This window comes from Aeromonas sp. Marseille-Q7275, from assembly GCF_965119515.1.
This window is the reverse complement of the sequence record NZ_CBCPLW010000009.1, coordinates 144,890-160,882: the sequence shown is the minus strand read 5'-3', so window position 1 is coordinate 160,882 and position 15,993 is coordinate 144,890. Positions and strand designations below refer to the sequence as shown.

At 63.9% G+C, this 15,993-nt stretch carries 15 protein-coding genes; 3 read left to right on the top strand and 12 right to left on the bottom strand.

Going from position 1 to position 15,993, the window contains the following annotated elements; translation table 11 throughout:
* Positions 1-28 precede the first annotated feature (28 nt).
* The 7 genes from ACWPWQ_RS10780 to ACWPWQ_RS10750 all read right to left on the bottom strand — a co-directional run bounded on the left by ACWPWQ_RS10780 (position 29) and on the right by ACWPWQ_RS10750 (position 6,047).
* Positions 29-1,132, bottom strand: a complete 1,104-nt coding sequence (locus ACWPWQ_RS10780; protein WP_454009758.1) for a beta-N-acetylglucosaminidase domain-containing protein — start codon at positions 1,130-1,132, stop codon at positions 29-31.
* An 89-nt stretch (positions 1,133-1,221) separates the two neighbouring features.
* Positions 1,222-2,949 carry a potassium/proton antiporter gene (locus ACWPWQ_RS10775; protein WP_139435189.1) on the bottom strand — a complete coding sequence of 576 codons (1,728 nt, stop codon included), beginning with the start codon at positions 2,947-2,949 and terminating at the stop codon, positions 1,222-1,224.
* Positions 2,950-3,205: 256 nt separating this feature from the next.
* Entirely contained in the window at positions 3,206-3,352 is a 147-nt protein-coding gene (locus tag ACWPWQ_RS10770; protein WP_005325762.1) for a hypothetical protein, read from the bottom strand.
* Positions 3,352-4,038 (bottom strand): M15 family metallopeptidase, encoded by a 687-nt coding sequence (locus ACWPWQ_RS10765; protein ID WP_265437405.1) that lies wholly within the window; start codon positions 4,036-4,038, stop codon positions 3,352-3,354. Before ACWPWQ_RS10765 ends, ACWPWQ_RS10770 begins: the two co-directional genes overlap by 1 nt.
* Positions 4,035-5,162, bottom strand: a complete 1,128-nt coding sequence (gene dapE, locus ACWPWQ_RS10760; RefSeq protein WP_454009757.1) for a succinyl-diaminopimelate desuccinylase — start codon at positions 5,160-5,162, stop codon at positions 4,035-4,037. Before dapE ends, ACWPWQ_RS10765 begins: the two co-directional genes overlap by 4 nt.
* A 22-nt stretch (positions 5,163-5,184) precedes the next feature.
* Positions 5,185-5,535 (bottom strand): ArsC family reductase, encoded by a 351-nt coding sequence (locus ACWPWQ_RS10755; RefSeq protein ID WP_404838055.1) that lies wholly within the window; start codon positions 5,533-5,535, stop codon positions 5,185-5,187.
* A gap of 197 nt (positions 5,536-5,732) precedes the next feature.
* On the bottom strand, positions 5,733-6,047 hold the full coding sequence (locus ACWPWQ_RS10750) for a hypothetical protein (RefSeq protein WP_162519153.1): 315 nt from the start codon (positions 6,045-6,047) through the stop codon (positions 5,733-5,735).
* A gap of 284 nt (positions 6,048-6,331) precedes the next feature.
* Here ACWPWQ_RS10750 and dcuC point away from each other — a divergent pair, with 284 nt between their 5' ends.
* Both dcuC and ACWPWQ_RS10740 read left to right on the top strand, forming a co-directional pair.
* Positions 6,332-7,708, top strand: coding sequence for a C4-dicarboxylate transporter DcuC (gene dcuC, locus ACWPWQ_RS10745; protein WP_139435179.1), 1,377 nt, complete (start codon positions 6,332-6,334; stop codon positions 7,706-7,708).
* Between the two features lie 84 nt (positions 7,709-7,792).
* Positions 7,793-8,932, top strand: coding sequence for a M20 family metallopeptidase (locus ACWPWQ_RS10740; RefSeq protein ID WP_454009756.1), 1,140 nt, complete (start codon positions 7,793-7,795; stop codon positions 8,930-8,932).
* A 69-nt stretch (positions 8,933-9,001) separates the two neighbouring features.
* On the opposite strand, the gene ACWPWQ_RS10735 is transcribed toward ACWPWQ_RS10740, so the two are convergent.
* The 3 genes from ACWPWQ_RS10735 to asnS form a co-directional block, all read right to left on the bottom strand.
* Complete coding sequence (locus ACWPWQ_RS10735) at positions 9,002-9,658, bottom strand: Dph6-related ATP pyrophosphatase (RefSeq protein ID WP_454009755.1); 657 nt, start codon at positions 9,656-9,658, stop codon at positions 9,002-9,004.
* A 131-nt stretch (positions 9,659-9,789) separates the two neighbouring features.
* On the bottom strand, positions 9,790-11,133 hold the full coding sequence (locus ACWPWQ_RS10730; RefSeq protein ID WP_454009754.1) for an anaerobic C4-dicarboxylate transporter: 1,344 nt from the start codon (positions 11,131-11,133) through the stop codon (positions 9,790-9,792).
* Between the two features lie 333 nt (positions 11,134-11,466).
* Positions 11,467-12,867 (bottom strand): asparagine--tRNA ligase, encoded by a 1,401-nt coding sequence (gene asnS, locus ACWPWQ_RS10725; protein ID WP_139435166.1) that lies wholly within the window; start codon positions 12,865-12,867, stop codon positions 11,467-11,469.
* A 199-nt stretch (positions 12,868-13,066) separates the two neighbouring features.
* Here asnS and ACWPWQ_RS10720 point away from each other — a divergent pair, with 199 nt between their 5' ends.
* Positions 13,067-13,411, top strand: a complete 345-nt coding sequence (locus tag ACWPWQ_RS10720) for a hypothetical protein (RefSeq protein ID WP_247626885.1) — start codon at positions 13,067-13,069, stop codon at positions 13,409-13,411.
* Positions 13,412-13,670: 259 nt separating this feature from the next.
* Here the strand turns inward: ACWPWQ_RS10720 and ACWPWQ_RS10715 are convergent, their stop codons facing one another.
* Both ACWPWQ_RS10715 and bioA read right to left on the bottom strand, forming a co-directional pair.
* The gene (locus tag ACWPWQ_RS10715; protein WP_454009753.1) at positions 13,671-14,492 is read right to left on the bottom strand and encodes a HAMP domain-containing protein; all 822 of its coding nucleotides are present in this window, start codon (positions 14,490-14,492) and stop codon (positions 13,671-13,673) included.
* Between the two features lie 135 nt (positions 14,493-14,627).
* Positions 14,628-15,902 (bottom strand): adenosylmethionine--8-amino-7-oxononanoate transaminase, encoded by a 1,275-nt coding sequence (bioA, locus tag ACWPWQ_RS10710; RefSeq protein ID WP_454009752.1) that lies wholly within the window; start codon positions 15,900-15,902, stop codon positions 14,628-14,630.
* Between the last annotated feature and the right edge of the window lie 91 nt (positions 15,903-15,993).

Genomic DNA, 15,993 nt, shown 5'->3' with positions numbered 1-15,993 from the left:
CTTTTTCGTGGGCGGCTGACGGCCGGGGTCAGTCGGTGAGGCAGTCGGGATCGAACACGTATTCGCCGTCCAGCCAGCGCAGGATCTCGGCGACGCAGCCCTGATCCTGGAATGGCAGGTAGCGGGCCTTGAGGTGAGTCACCTGCTCAGGTGTCAGCTGGGCCAGCCCTATGTCCTGAAACAGCGGCAGGTCGGCCTCTATCATGGCGGAGATCTGCGGCCCGCAGGTGGCGTTGAGGGAGGCGTGCAGCGCCTGATCCGGATCGTACTGGCGGCCGAGCCGGTAACTCATGGGCAGGGTGGCGAGCGGCAGCACAGAGAGCGCCGCCTGCTTCATGGGATTGACCGCATGACCGGCGGTGAGATCCGCGAGCTCTGCCGGGCGGTGCTCGAAGGCGCGCAGGTGCAGGAAGCTGCTCGCCTTGCTGCCGTCGTTGACCGGGTAGTTGTCCCACAGGAACGGCTTGCGGTGCAGCCAGTCGGCGGCCTGCCTGAGGTGGGCGGCCGGGTACTCGGTGGAGCAGACCCTGGGGCCGGTCCAGAAGATGTCGAAGCGCTTGTCCAGCCCCTGGCCCAGATCCGTCAGATAGTGGGGGGGCATGGCGCCGAACACCTTCTCCAGCACGGGATCCGTCGAGTAGTAGCTGGGGCAGAAGATGAGACGGCTGGCACTGGTGTGGGCCGCGATGTCGTGGGCTATGGTGAGCTGCCAGTGGGCGAGGTCCGGGGTATCCCCCTTCATGTCGTCAAACAGCACAGCCAATATGTCGGGCTGGAGCGCCTCCTCGATGAGGCGCACCTTCTCGAGCAGGGCCGGGCGCTTGTGGGCGTAGTCGTGATGGGCGCCCATGGGGCTCAACCCCACACCGAAGGCGAGGCCGTTCTCCCGGCACTGCCGGGCCAGCTGGCGCAGGTGGTCGAGCTGCTCCCTCGGCCAGGGCTCGGCCCAGTGCTTGCGCAGGTAGCCGTCTTCCTTGGGGGCATAGAGGTAGAAGCCGTAGCCATGGCGGGGCAGCCACTGGGCGTAGCGGGCGCGGGCCTCCCAGCTCCAGCCCTTGCCGAAGAAACCCTCGATCAGCCCCAGTCGGGGGGAGGGAGGATAGAGACCAGACAACTGGGTTTGATAAGGCATGGGTCACTCCCTTCTCGCCGGGCGCCGGTTCACCGTCTTGGCGGGAACGGGCGCCGAGTATGTGTATTGAACAGGGTCCGGCTTGCGTCCTAGACCGGATCTTCTTCCAGGAAGCGTACCCCTATCTTGCGAGGCTCACCCTCTTCCATCTCCGCCACCGTCCAGAGCAGGCCCTGCCAGGCGACGTGGTCACCCACTACCAGATTATCGCCCAACTGATGGGCAATGAAATCGCCCAGGGTCTGATCCGCCACCTCGCTCACATCCAGCCCGTAGAGCGGGGCGAGATCCACCAGCCTGGCGGTCGCCTCCAGCAGGAAGTCACCGAAGAAGCGCGGGCCCAGATCCTGCTCAGGCGCCTGGCTGAACAGCTGGCCGAGGGCGGGCAGATCGCGCTCGTGGCCGATGACGCAGAGGATGTCGTCCGACTGCAGGCAGGTACTGCCCGAGGGGTGCAGCAGCTCCTGGCCGCGGAACAGGGCGCAGATGCGGGTGCCCTGGGGCATGCGCAGCTCCCGCAGGGGCGAGCCGATGCACCACTTCTCGGCGCTCAGGCGATAGACGAAGGTCTCCCACTGGCTGTCGAGATCGATCTCGAGCCCGGAGCGGTTGATGGGGGACGGCGGCGCCGGCACCTCCACCCGCGCCAGCCTTGAGGCCAGCGGCAGCGAGCTGCCCTGCAGGATGAGGGAGACCAGCACCACGAAGAAGGCGACATTGAAGTAGAGCTGGGCGTTGGGCAGCCCCGCCATCATGGGGAAGACCGCCAGTATGATGGGCACGGCGCCACGCAGGCCGACCCAGGAGATGAACCAGCGCTCCCGGGGGGCGAAGTTCTTGAACGGCAGCAGGCCTATCCAGACCGATACCGGGCGGGCAAAGAGTATCATCCACATGGCCAGCGCCAGCGCCGGCACGGCGATGGGCAGCAGATTGCTCGGGGTGGCGAGCAGCCCCAGCACCAGGAACATGCCGATCTGGCTGAGCCAGGTCAGGCCGTCCAGCACCGACAAGGTGGTGCTGCGGCTGCGCAGGGAGAGGTTGCCGAGCAACAGGCCGGTGAGGTAGATGGCGAGGATGCCGCTGCCCCCCACCGCCGTGGTGAGGGCGAAGATGAGCAGGCCGCCGCTGACGGTGAGCAGCGGATAGAGCCCGGGGGCCAGGCGGGCCGTGTTGATGAGCCGCCACAGCAGCCAGCCCCCGGCTAGGCCTATGCCGGCGCCCAGGCCAAACTGCTTGATGAGTTGCAGCAGCAGGAAGCCGGCGTCCAGCCCCTGCTGGGCGGTGGCCAGCACCTCTATCAGGGTGACGGTGAGAAAGACCGCCATGGGGTCGTTGCTGCCGGACTCTATCTCCAGGGTGGCGCTGACCCGCTCGTTGAGGCTGCGCCCGCCGAGCAGGGAGAACACAGCCGCCGCATCGGTGGAGCCGACGATGGCGCCGATCAGCATCCCCTGCATCAGGTTCAGATCAAACAGCCAGGCGGCGGCAAGACCCGTCAGGCCTGTGGTGATGGCCACCCCGACGGTGGCGAGCGACAGGGCGGGCCAGAGTGCGACCCGAAAGGAGGAGACCCGGGTGCGCATGCCGCCATCCAGCAGAATGATGGCGAGCGCCAGGTTGCCCACCAGGTAGGCGACAGAGTAGTCGGCGAAGTGGATGCCGCCGGGGCCATCCTCACCGGCCAGCATGCCGACGGCGAGGAAGATGACCAGGATGGGGATGCCGACCCGGGACGAGAGCGCACTTAACAGGACACTGGCTCCCACCAACAAGGCACCGATAAAAAAGAAACTGTTGATGGTGGTGGCATCCAATGGCGAAGCTCCTTATAGCGGACGGCAAAACAGGCGCATTATATACGGGTGCACCCTTTGTGTGGCTTAATTGTGCATCGATTTGCAGTTTTTGCGGTTGTTGTGCTGTTTTAAGCAGCGGGCGCGAGGCTAAAGAGGGAGCGAAGAGGGCAGGGTGGCAATCGTGCCCATTTTCAGGGGGCGAAACCGAAGTGCCAGCAGGCTGGCATCGAGCCCGGCAAGGAAACAGGAGCGCCATCAGGCTCCTGCGAAGAGATCAGTCGTCCTCGTCGTCCTTGACTTCCCGGATCTTGTCCCTGTATTTCGGCAACTGCTTTTCGAGCTGTTTCATGTCCTTGATGGCATTGAGAAACAGGCCGAGCAGAAACAGCAGCGGCAGGCCTATCCATAACCACAGACTCATCAGATTCTCCTTTCGGTGTGACCGGCAGTGACATAACGGGCCAGGATCTCGTCGAGATGGGACAGTATGCACGCCTTGCCTTCAATATCCGCCTGTTGCAGGCAAAGCGCCAGTGCATCCGGATCCAGCCGCTGTTCAGCGGACTCCAGGGCGAAGCTGATGTGCCAGGGCTCGTAGGCGACCCCCTGGACCGCGTCCAGTTGTTTGGCATAGGGCAGGAAGAAACCGAAGTCGTTCATGTGATCCCCGAGCCACTCGCCGAGATCGGCAAACCAGCCTCCCGCCTCGTACTCCCAGGGCTCCAGCGCCAGCCTGGTACCTGCGGGCAGGCAGTCGGGATCATAGATGTCGAGATCCGTGCCCCAGTGGTGGCGGCTGGTGCCCGGCAGGGCGCTCCAGCGCAGTATGGCGTGCAGCCGTTCGGTCTCGCCCAGTTGCAGCGCATCCAGCGGCTGGTTGTTCGCATCCAGCAGGGGCCGCTCCCCGCGCCACTTGCCATTCCAGATGGCGAGCTGGCGCTCGAAGCTGCGCCAGCTGGAAGCGGCCTGCAGGTTGAACCCCTCATGGGCGGCCGCCACCTGCATGTCGTTGAAGGCCGCCGCGGTGGCGGCGGTCAGACGGTGGGGGCCGCGCCCCACCAGGATGAGGTGGCTCTCGTCGAGCCCAAGCAGTTGATCCTGGGTCATGCCAGCAAGTGCTCCAGCACCCCTTGGTACATGTCCGCCAGCAGATCCAGATCCTCCGCCTTCACGCACTCGTTCACCTTGTGGATGGTGGCGTTGACCGGGCCCAGCTCGATGACTTCAGCGCCGGTGGGCGCGATAAAGCGCCCGTCGGACGTTCCCCCCGTGGTGAGCAGGGCCGGTTGCTGACCGTTGACCGCCGCTACGGCGGCAACTGTGGCCTCCAGCAGGGCGCCGGTGTCGGTCAGGAAGGGCTGGCCTGAGAGGGTCCACTTCAGCTCGAAGTCCAGACCGTGACGGGTCAGCAGCGCCTCGACCCGCTCGCGGATGTCGAGATCGGTGAGCTCTGTACTGAAACGGAAGTTGAACTGCACCTGCAGCTCGCCGGGGATGACGTTGGAGGCACCGGTGCCAGCCTGGATGTTGGCTATCTGGAAGCTGGTGGGGGGGAAGTAGGCGTTGCCCTCGTCCCAGACGGTGGCGGCGAGTTCAGCCAGGGCCGGCGCCGCCTTGTGGATGGGGTTGTCCGCCAGGTGAGGGTAAGCCACGTGGCCCTGTACCCCGCGAACCAGCAGATCGCCGGTGATGGAGCCGCGGCGGCCGTTCTTCACCACGTCCCCCACCAGGCTGGTGGAGGAGGGCTCGCCGACGATGCACCAGCGGATCTTCTCGTGGCGGGCCTCCAGGGTGTCGATGACGCGCACCGTGCCGTTGATGAAGGGGCCCTCTTCATCCGAGGTGATGAGGAAGGCGATGGAGCCCTTGTGGTCCGGATGCTGGGCCACGAAGCGCTCGGTGGCCACCACCATGGCGGCGAGGGACCCCTTCATGTCGGCGGCGCCGCGGCCATGGAGCATGCCGTCCTTGATGGTCGGCTCGAACGGCGGCGTGTGCCACTTCTCCAGCGGGCCGGCGGGCACCACGTCGGTGTGGCCGGCGAAGCAGAACAGTGGCCCCTCGCTGCCACGGCGGGCCCAGAGGTTGGTGGTGTCTTCGAACACCATGGGCTCGATGACGAACCCGAGGCGCGCGAGGCGCTCCGCCATCAGGGTCTGGCACCCTTCGTCCAGCGGGGTAACTGAGGGGCGGCGGATCAGATCCTTGGCCAGTGCGATGACATCCGACATCGGCGTTCCTTAACAGAAATGTTTAACGAGAAAAGAGGGATTGGTAGTGGTCTGCCTTGAACCCCAGGGTCAGCTCGCCATCGCGGTCCAGCAGCGGGCGCTTGATCATGGCGGGGTGCTCCAGCAGCAGGGCGCGGGCTTTGGCGCTGTCCAGCCCTTGCTTGGCCTCCTCCGGCAGGGCGCGGAAGGTGGTGCCTCGGGTGTTGAGCAGGGCTTCCCAGCCCAGCTGGGCCAGCCAGCCGTCCAGCCGGGCAGGCTCGAGGCCGTCGGCCCTGTGATCGTGAAAGCGATAGTCGATGCCAGCCTCGTCCAGCCACTTGCGGGCCTTCTTGATGGTGTCGCAGTTCTTGATGCCATAGAGGGTGGTGGCCATGGGAGATCCTATATCTGCGGGCCCGGGGCCCTGAAATCCGAACGTGAAATCATGCAAGGGCCCGATTCTGGCATTGTGGCCCAGCCATGGCAACGCTCATGGCCGGGCTGGCTGGTTTTACCAGCGGGGAGGGGGGAAAAAGCGAGGGGCCAGATAGCCAAAACGCGCCTGGGGCGCGTCTTGGGGGAAGGGTGCTATCAGTGCAGGGTGGTCCACTGGTGGTCGAAGACCCGGGCCCGCTCCCAGGGCGCATCCGGCAGGCTGGAGGAGAGGCCGGTGTATTTGCCCACGTCGTCCACCACTATGGCGGAGAGGATCGGCAGGTTGTTTTCGGTGCAGTACATGCGGATGCGTTGCAGCAGGGTGCGCAGCTCATCCTGGCACTGTTCCAGCCCGGCCTGCCTGGCCAGCTTGGAATAACGAATGGTGGTGCGTTCCTTTGCAGACTCGACGAGGATGTCCCACAGCTTGTAGTCGCAGGTAGAGACACCTGCGGTGGCTTGGCTTGTCATAACTCTCTCCGGTGCGAAATGGTCGCTCTGTATCGACGGGCATCTTGGCCAGTTCACCCCTGACGGGCGTTGATCCAACGCAAAAAAAGTGGAGGTTGTTGGCCAGGATCTCATGCAGGGCATTCTAGTGCGTCGTGACTGGATTGATGTACCAAATTTATTTGATTTATCAAAATTTAATGCTGCCTTTTTTCATTCAAGCCACTTTTATTGATAGGGATCAAGGGAAAAGGAGGAACTCGCCACTAGATTTCGATCCTCGATAATCTTATCAGGAGCGCACTTTGGAACTCTTATTCGTCTTGCTCGTGCTGATGGCCGTGGTCTACGGCATCGTCAAGGATTACAACCCGCAGGCGGTGCTGGCGCTGGCAGGCATGGCCATCTTCGCGGTGGCCTACTGGCTGGGGTTGCACCCCATTCTGCCTGCCGACAAGAGCACGGGGTTCGCCCTGTTCGACCTGTTCGAGGTGTTCAAGGGGATCTTCTCCTACCGGGCGGCGGGGCTCGGCCTCACCATCATGGCGGTGGCGGGCTTTGCCACCTACATGTCCCATATCGGCGCCTCCCAGTCCCTGGTGCGGGTGGCGGTCAAGCCGGTGGCGGGCATCCGGTCCAGCTACCTGATGCTGGCCATCTGCTATTTGGTGGCGGTGTTCGTGTCGCTGTTCGTCACCTCCGCCACCGGCCTAGGCCTGCTCTTGATGGTCACCATGTACCCTGTGATGCGCAACCTCGGCATCAGCCCGGCGTCGGCCTGCGGCGTCATCGCCACCTCCCAGGCGTTCGAGATCGGTCCGACCCAGACCAACGCCATCTTCTCCGCCGGTCAGTCCGGCATGGATCCGACCAGCTACTTCGTCGACTACCAGATCTGGCTGGTGGCTCCCATGCTGCTGGTGACCATGGTGCTGCACTTCTTCTGGCAGCGTCACTGCGATCGCCAGGATGGCTGGGATCCCGCCCTGCACCGGGGCGATCCGGCCGAGCTGGACGAGCAGGGGAAGGAGGAGGTGCCAGCACCGACCTGGTATGCCCTGCTGCCCATCATCCCCTTCGTGCTGATGATGACCTTCTCCAAGCTCCTGGTGACCACCATCAGCGTCAGCGTGGAGGTGGCCATGCTGCTGTCGGTCTTCATCGGCATGCTGTGCGAGCTGTTGCGCACCCGCTCGGTGCGCACCGCCATGGCCGGACTGTCGAGCTTCCTCGACGGCATGGGCAAGGTGTTTGGCCCCGTGGTGGCGCTCATCGTCTGTGCCGAGCTGTTTGCCGAGTCCCTCAAGGCCATAGGCGCCATCGACACCCTGCTGCACTCTGCCAGCAATGCCGGGATCGGCAGCGGCCTGATGACCCTGGTGATGGTGGGGCTCATCATGGTGGCGGCCGTCATCATGGGCTCAGGCAACGCGGCCTTCCTGAGCTTCTCCACCCTGGCCCCCGCGGTGGCGGCCAAGTTCGGCGTGCCGGCGGTGACCATGCTGCTGCCGATGCAGCTCGCCTCCAGCATAGGCCGCACCGTCTCCCCCATAGCGGCGGTGCTCATCGCCTGCGCGGGCATCGCCAAGGTCTCCCCCTTCGTGGTGGTCAAGCGCACCTGCGTACCCATGGCCGGAGCCCTGGTGACGGCGCTGCTGCTCAACTATCTGCTGTTTATGTAATGGCGGGGCGGATGGCACGAGCCGTCCGCCCCTTTCATTCGGCCGTCGGGCGGGAGGTGCGCCCTCCCGTCCAAGGAGATGACAATGACAGACTCTCATAACGCTTTTTCTCTGGACGCCTATCTGGCGGATCTGGCCCCCCTCATCAACCTCGATTGCGGCACCCGCACCCCGGCAGGGGTGGCGACAGTGGCCGACATCATGACCGAGAAATATGAGGCCATCGGCTGGCAGGTGACCCGCCACCAGTTCGCCGCCGAGTGCGGTCCCTGCCTCGAGGCAACCAATGCACCGGGTTCCGATCACTACGACGTGATGCTGGTGGGCCACATGGACACCGTCTTCCCCGAGGGGACGGCGGCCAAACGCCCGCTGACAGTCGAAGGCAATCAGGCCTTCGGCCCCGGCGTCTCTGACATGAAGAGCGGCCTGCTCTCCACCTGGTATGCCTTGAAGGGGATGGACCCGGCCGTGCTGGCCAAGCTCAAGGTGCTGGTCTGCTGCAACTGCGACGAGGAGATTGGCTCCCCCTGGTCGAAGGATTGGCTGGTCGAGCGAGCCAAGCAGAGTGGCTGCGTGCTGGTGGCCGAGGCGGCGCGCCCCGATGGCTCCCTCATCAGCGCCCGCAAGGGCAACGCCAAGTACCGCATCCGCTTCCACGGCAAGGCCTCCCATGCGGGCTCTGCCCTGGCCGAGGGTATCTCCGCCATTACCGAGCTCGCCCATTGGGTGCTGGCCATCAACGAGCAGGTCAACCTGGAGACGGGCACCACCATGAACGTGGGGGTGGTGCAGGGGGGCACCGGCGTCAACGTGGTGCCGGACTTCGCCGAGGCGATCGTCGACCTGCGCTTCTGGAGTAACGAGGAGGCGCAGGCGGTGCATGACCGGCTCAGCTTCATGGCCAAGAATCCTTTCCTTGCCGGTTGCCGGGTCGAGGTGGATCGCCAGAGCTTCAAGCCGGCGATGCGCCCGAGTGAGGACACCCGGGCCCTGATGGCGCTGGTGGAGGCGGCCGCAGCGCAGGAGGGGATCCCCTTCAACTGGCTGGAGGCGGGGGGCGGCTCGGATGCCAACTTCACCGCCGCCGCGGGTGTGCCGTCCCTGGATGGCTTCGGCCCCATGGGGGGCGGCTTCCACTCGGAGGCCGAGTTCCTGCTGCTCGACAGCATAGCGCCGCGCATTCGCCTGCTGCAGCGGGTGCTGGGCAAGCTGGCCAGATAGGTCGGTGTGAAAGGCAAGCAAAACGGGAGGCCATCGCCTCCCGTTTTTATGTGCCGCCTTAGTGAGGCGTCACCCCTCGTCCTCCAGCAGATAGGCCAGATGATCCTGGCGCGCCACCTGCCAGCCATCGAGGCGCAGCGGGGCGGCAAAGCCCGGGCCGTCGGTCACCATGGTGTGATACTCCCCCTGCTCGCCGCAGGCATCGAACCCTTCACGCTCGGCCAGTTGCTGCAACTCGGTCAGGGTGGCCGCATCCAGCACTCGCCCGGCCCATTCCGGCGCCAGCACCCGGGTATCGACGCAGGAGAGGTGGGCGACGATGCCACGCGCCAGCATATCCGCCAGCAGCGCCTCGCGAGATTGCTGCCAGAGCGGGGTATGGACGGCGAGCCCGAGCGGTTGGCTGCGCTCGCGGATCCAGTTTGGCGCGCCCCCCACGCTGTCGATATCGCCGGTCACTACTCCGTCGAGTTTCCACTCCTGCTGCAGGCGGCTCAGCGCCGTCTCATAGCTCTGCTCGAACGGCGTCTCTATGGTGACCAGCAGATGGGGCAGCTCGAGGGCCGCCGCCTGACGGCGCACCAGCGGCAAGGGGTGAGCGAGAAAACGGGGCTCAGGGGGGGCGAAGGTGGCCAGGGCCACCACCTGGTGACCTGCATTGCGGGCATGACAGAGGGCCAGCATGGCATCTTTGCCACCGCTCCAGAGCAGGATGACGCGAGACATGGGGATTGATTCCAATCATGAAAGATGAGGCATGCTACCGAGCCGGCGGGCGCTTGGCAAAGCGGGAGGGGGGAAAGGCAACGGGCCCGCGAAGGGGCCCGTTGGGGATGACGTGGCGAACGCCGTCTGGATCACAGCAAGATGGTGGTCAGCACATATCCCAGGGCGCAGGAGCTGCTGACCCCGATCAGCCCAGGAATGATGAAGCTGTGGTTGATGATGAACTTGCCGATGCGGGTGGTGCCGGAGCGGTCGAAACCGATACAGGCCAGATCGCTCGGGTAGGTCGGCAGCACGAAGTAGCCGTAGCTCGCCGGCAGGAAGGCGATCAGCAGTTTCGGCTCCACTCCGAGCGCCAGACCCATGGGGGCGATGGCGGTGAGCGCGGCGGCCTGGCTGTTCACCAGCTTGGAGATGAGGAAGAGCACCAGGGCATAGGTCCAGGGCTGGGCCTGTACCACGTGGGCCAGGGTCTCTTTGAGCAGCGGCATGTGGGCCTGGAAGAAGGTCTCGCTCATCCAGGCAACCCCGAACACGGAGAAGATGGCGACCATGCCGGCCTTGAAGACGGCACCGTTGGAGATGTCGCCCGGCTTGACCTTGCAGCGCATCAGGATGATGGCGCCGGCGATCAGCATCATCATCTGGATCACCAGGTTCATGGAGAGGGGGCCCGTCTTGTCCTTGATGGTGAACACAGGACGCAGACCTTCGTTGGCACCGAGCAAGACCACGGCGGCGATGGCGGCGAAGAAGATCCAGGTAGACCAGTAGGCCTCTTTCGGGAACTTGGTGTTGAGCAGGGTTTCACCGCCGCCGTAGACGAAGGCGCGCTGCTCCGGATCCTGGATCTTGGCCTGGAACTCTTCGTCCTTGTCCAGATCCTTGCCGCGGCGCAGGCTCCACAGAGCCGCCATGACCACACCCGTGAGAGAGGAGGGGATGGCGATCATCAGGATGTCGAGCAGGCCGTAGGCCTGACCTATGCCGTGACCGGCCGCCAGAATGGAGACCATGGAGACCACGGCAACGGAGACCGGGGAGGCGCAGATCGCCATCTGGGAGGCAACGGATGCCACCGCCATGGGGCGCTCGGGACGGATGTTCTTCTGCAGCGCTATGTCGGCGATGATGGGGAACATGGTGTAGACCACGTGGCCGGTACCGCACAGGAAGGTGAGGGTCCAGGTGGTGAGCGGCGCCAGCAGGGTGATGTACTGGGGGTGGCGGCGCAGCAGGCGCTCGGCCACCTGCATCATCAGGTTGAGGCCACCGGCGGTCTGCAGGGTGGCGGCGCAGCCGATCACCGCCAGTATGGTCAGCATCACCTGAACAGGCGGCTCCCCCGGCACCAGACCGAACACGAAGGTCAGCAGGAACAGACCTATGCCGCTGATGAGACCCAGTCCCATGCCCCCAAAGCGGGTACCCAGCAGCAAGCAGCCGAGCACCACCAAAAATTCCATCAAGATCATTCCATTACCTCGTGTGATTGAATCCATGTCCGCACTGGCCCTGGGGCCCGGGAGCATCTGTTGTGGTTATTTGCCCCTAAAGGGTTAGTGGGTATTCTGGCACCCCTAAAGGGGTAAAAAATTGAGGTGGTTCAATAACAGACCCTTTTCCGATTTAAGTGCATAAAAACTATGGATATGCCCTTGAACAGGGGGAGTGGGAATGACAGGCAGGGGAAGGGGGGGATTTATTCGAGATCAGGATGAAAGGAGGAGATCATCCTTGCCGGGAGAGCAGGAAATAAAAAAGCCGACCACAGGGTCGGCTTTTTGCGATTCGCGTGCTGTCCGCGATTAGAACTCGGCGGTGCGAGGGGTACGCGGGAAGGGGATGACGTCGCGCACGTTGCCCATGCCGGTCACATAGACCACCAGGCGCTCGAAGCCCAGGCCGAAGCCGGAGTGCGGCACCGTGCCGTAGCGACGCAGGTCGCGATACCACCAGTAATCTTCCTTGTTCAGGCCCATCTCGGCCAGACGGGCATCCAGCACCTCGAGACGCTCCTCACGCTGGGAGCCACCGATGATCTCGCCGATCCCCGGGGCCAGCACGTCCATGGCGGCGACGGTCTTGCCGTCGTCGTTGAGGCGCATGTAGAAGGCCTTGATGTCTTTCGGGTAGTTCTTCACCACCACAGGAGACTTGAAGTGCTCCTCGGCCAGATAGCGCTCGTGCTCGGAGGAGAGATCGATACCCCAGGAGACCGGGAACTCGAACTTCTTGCCGCAGTTCTTCAGCACTTCGATGGCGTCGGTGTAGTCAATCTGGGCGAAGTCGGAGGCGACAAAGCGCTCCAGACGGTCGATGGCATCCTTGTCGATGTGCTGGGCGAAGAACTCCAGATCGTCGCGGCGCTCGGTCAGCACGGCGTTGAAGACGTACTTCAGCATGGCTTCGGCCAGGGCGGCGTTGTCTTCCAGGTTGGCGAAGGCAACTTCCGGCTCCACCATCCAGAACTCGGCCAGATGGCGGCTGGTGTTGGAGTTTTCGGCGCGGAAGGTCGGCCCGAAGGTGTAGACCTTGGACAGCGCGCAGGCATAGGTCTCGACGTTGAGCTGGCCGGAGACGGTCAGGAAGGTCTCCTTGCCGAAGAAGTCCTTGTCGTAATCCACCTTGCCTTCGGGGGTGCGCGGCAGGTTTTCCATGTCCAGGGTGGAGACGCGGAACATCTCGCCGGCCCCTTCGGTGTCGGAGGCGGTGATGAGCGGCGCGGCAATCCACAGATAACCTTCTTCGTGGAAGAAGCGGTGAATGGCCTGGGCCAGGCAGTTGCGCACCCGGGTCACGGCGCCGACCACGTTGGTACGGGCACGCAGGTGACCCTGCTCGCGCAGGTATTCGATGCTGTGGCGCTTGGCAGACATGGGGTAGGTGTCCGGGTCTTCGACCCAGCCCACGACCTTGACGTCGGAGGCCTGCAGCTCGAAGGCCTGGCCGCTGCCCTGGGAAGCCACGACCACACCGGTCACTTCCACTGAGCAGGCGGTGGTCAGACGCAGCACTTCATTCTCGTAATTGGCCAGGGTATTGGGAACGACGGCCTGTACCGGATGGAAACAGGAGCCATCGGATATGGCCAAAAATGAGATCCCCGCCTTGGAATCGCGGCGGGTCCGGATCCACCCTTTCACTGTCTGGGTGGTGCCAACCGCATACTTACCGGTCAGCACATCTACTACGGATGCGTGCGTCATCGAAATATTGTCTCCAGCTTGTTCTTGCAGCGCTATTTGCAACACTAGGGGTCTGGCCCGGGCATGAGTGGCCCACCATGGCAGACTAAGCCGTTAATCTTACCCGCGCGGGTTTGATAAACAAGCAAAAATGTCGGACCCTTGCGGGGTTTTCCCCATGAATCTTGCATGGATCCGGTCGGTTGGGCAGGGGGTGAGAGTGAAGGAACGCAGGCGGGGGCCGGATGGCTGGATACGGGTTCTCCAGGGGCTGGTGATCCTCTGCTGGAGCGGCTTTATCGTCCTGCTCTCCCTTTACCACTTCGCCAGGCCGCAGACGGCCTACGGTTTTCTGGTCTATGGCGGGGTCAAGGTGCGCCAGGAGTGGGATCCCGCCCTCACCCCCTGGCTGGTGCACGGGCTCTGGGGTTGCTGCCTGTTGACCCTGGTGGTCTTGGCGCTGGAGCACAGGCGCAGCCGACGGCAAGAGGATGCCCTGCACGTCAATCTATTCATCCTGCTGCTGATCCTGGCCGCCAGCCTGCTGTTTTATTACCTGGCGTGATCCGCCGGCTTCTCCTCCTGGGACGAGAGCGCTGGAGCGCAGCCGCAGCCGACGGCAAGAGGATGCCCTGCACGTCAATCTGTTCCTCCTGCTGCTGATCCTGAGCGCAAGCCTGCTGTTTTACTATCTGGCGTGATCCGTCGGCTTCTCCTCCTGGGACGAGAGCGCTGGAGCGCAGGCGCAGCCGCCAGCAAGAGGATGCCCTGCGCGTCAATCTGTTCCTTCTGCTGCTGATCCTGGCCGCCAGCCTGCTGTTTTATTACCTGGCGTGATCCGCCGGCTTCTCGTCCTGGGACGAGGGGGCGGGGCGCTTGCCGAGCTGGCGCTCCACGCTGTCGAGCATCTGGTTGTAGGCGAGGGCCACCCGGCCTATCTCGTCCCCTTCATCGCCCTCCAGCCGGTGGCCGAAGTCGTGCAGATCGGTGGCCTCCTCCATGGAGCGGGTCAGCTGGTTGAGGGGGCGGACTATCCAGGTGCGTATGACCCAGAGGGTGAGCAGCAGCCCCAGCCCGAAGATGAGGGTGAGGCTCAGGGCCGAGGTGAGTATGTTCTGCTCGACCCGGGTAAAGAGGGTGTCGAGGGAGTAGTCAAAGCGCACCGCCCCCAGCACCGTGTTCTCCGCCACCTGGTGACAGCTGGTGCAGTCGGTGCCGCGAAAATCCTTCTTGGCCAGCAGGGGGCGAGTCACCACCAGCTTGCTGTGGGTGCCGTCGTGCACCACCTCCAGGCTCCCCTTGCCCGCCAGGGCCAGGGCATCGAATCTGTCCTTGGGGGCCTCGCTGTCGCGGCTAGGCCCATACTGCTTGTTGACCGGCGCCCCGCGCACTATGCGGGCATCTTCCACGTGGGCGTGATCGAGAAACTTGGCACGCAGGGTGTCGCGGGCCTCCATCTTGCCGGTCAGCATCAGCATGTTGAGGCCGTCGAAATAGGCCTCGGTCTGCTCGCGGCTCTGCTCCTTGATGAGGGTCAGGATGAGGTCGCGCTCGCGCACCGCCTGATAGGCCGCGGAAAACACCAATACCATGGAGAAGATGAAGAGCAGGAAGAAATTGATCTTGGCAGTGATGGAGAGGCGCATGGGAAAGGTACATCTGTTGGGTAAAACCCGCGCAGTCTACTCTCCTCGCCTGGCGGGTTCTGGTGTCTCGCTCACATTCTGATGAAAAAGAGCCAAAAGGCCCTGCATTCTCATGCAGAGCCTATTCATCCAGACTCAGAATTCGCCGCTGGTGATGGCCTCATGGATGGCGCGGGTCAATACCCGCAGCTCCTCGGGGCTGATGACGAAGGGGGGCATCAGGTAGATGAGCTTGCCGAAGGGGCGGATCCAGGCCCCAAGCGACACGAACTTGCGCTGGATGCGCGCCACGTCCACCCGCTCTTTCATCTCCACCACGCCGATGGCGCCGAGTACCCGCACGTCCGCCACCGCCGGATGGAGGGTCAGCTGCACCAGCTCGGTGCGCAGCTGATGTTCGATGGCGGTTACCCGTTCCTGCCAGGGTGAGGCCAGCAGCAGATCGATGGAGGCGTTGGCGACTGCGCAAGCCAATGGATTGCCCATAAAGGTGGGGCCGTGCATAAAGACCCCGGCCTTGCCGTCACAGATGGTGCGGGCGACCTGCTCCGTGGTGAGGGTGGCCGACAGCGTCAGGTAGCCACCGGTGAGCGCCTTGCCAAGGCACATGATATCGGGGCTGATCCCCGCCCAGTCGCAGGCAAACAGCTGGCCGGTGCGGCCAAAGCCGGTGGCTATCTCGTCGGCGATGAGCAGCAGGCCGAACTCGTCGCACAGGGCGCGCACCCACTGCAGGTAGCGGGGGTGATAGAAGCGCATGCCGCCCGCCCCCTGGACTATGGGCTCCAGCACTATGGCGGCTATCTCTTCGTGGCGATCGGCAACCAGCTCCGCCAGCTCCACCACGCAACTCTCGTCCCACTGGGCATGAAAGCGGCAGCTGGGGGCGGTCACGAAATGGTGCTCCGGCAGGAAGCCCTTGTAGAGCTCGTGCATGCCGCCATCCGGGTCGCAGACGCTCATGGCGCCGAAGGTGTCGCCGTGATAGCCGCCCCGCAAGGAGACGAATTTGGCGCGGGGCGTCCCCCTGGCGTGCCAGTACTGCTGGGCCATCTTGAGCGCCACCTCCACCGCCACCGAGCCGGAATCCGCCAGAAACACCCGATCCAGCCCCTTTGGCGTGATCTCCACCAGCTTGCGGCACAGCGCCACCGCAGGAGCATGGGTCAGGCCGCCAAACATCACGTGGGACATCTTGCCGAGCTGGGCGGTGGCGGCGGCATCGAGTTCGGGTACCTGATAGCCGTGGACGCAGGCCCACCAGGAGCTCATGCCATCCACCAGTTCACGGCCGTCGCTGAGGGTGAGGGTCACCCCCTTGGCGCTGGCCACTTCATAGCAGGGCAGGGGATGGGTGAGGGAGGTATAGGGGTGCCAGACGTGGTGCAGGTCGAATTCTTGGTTGGTCATTTTGTGTTCTATTGTCAATTGGTTTGATCTGGTCGGTGTTGACAGTCTACGCGCGCTCTCTACACTAGCCAACAATTTCAGCCACTTGGCG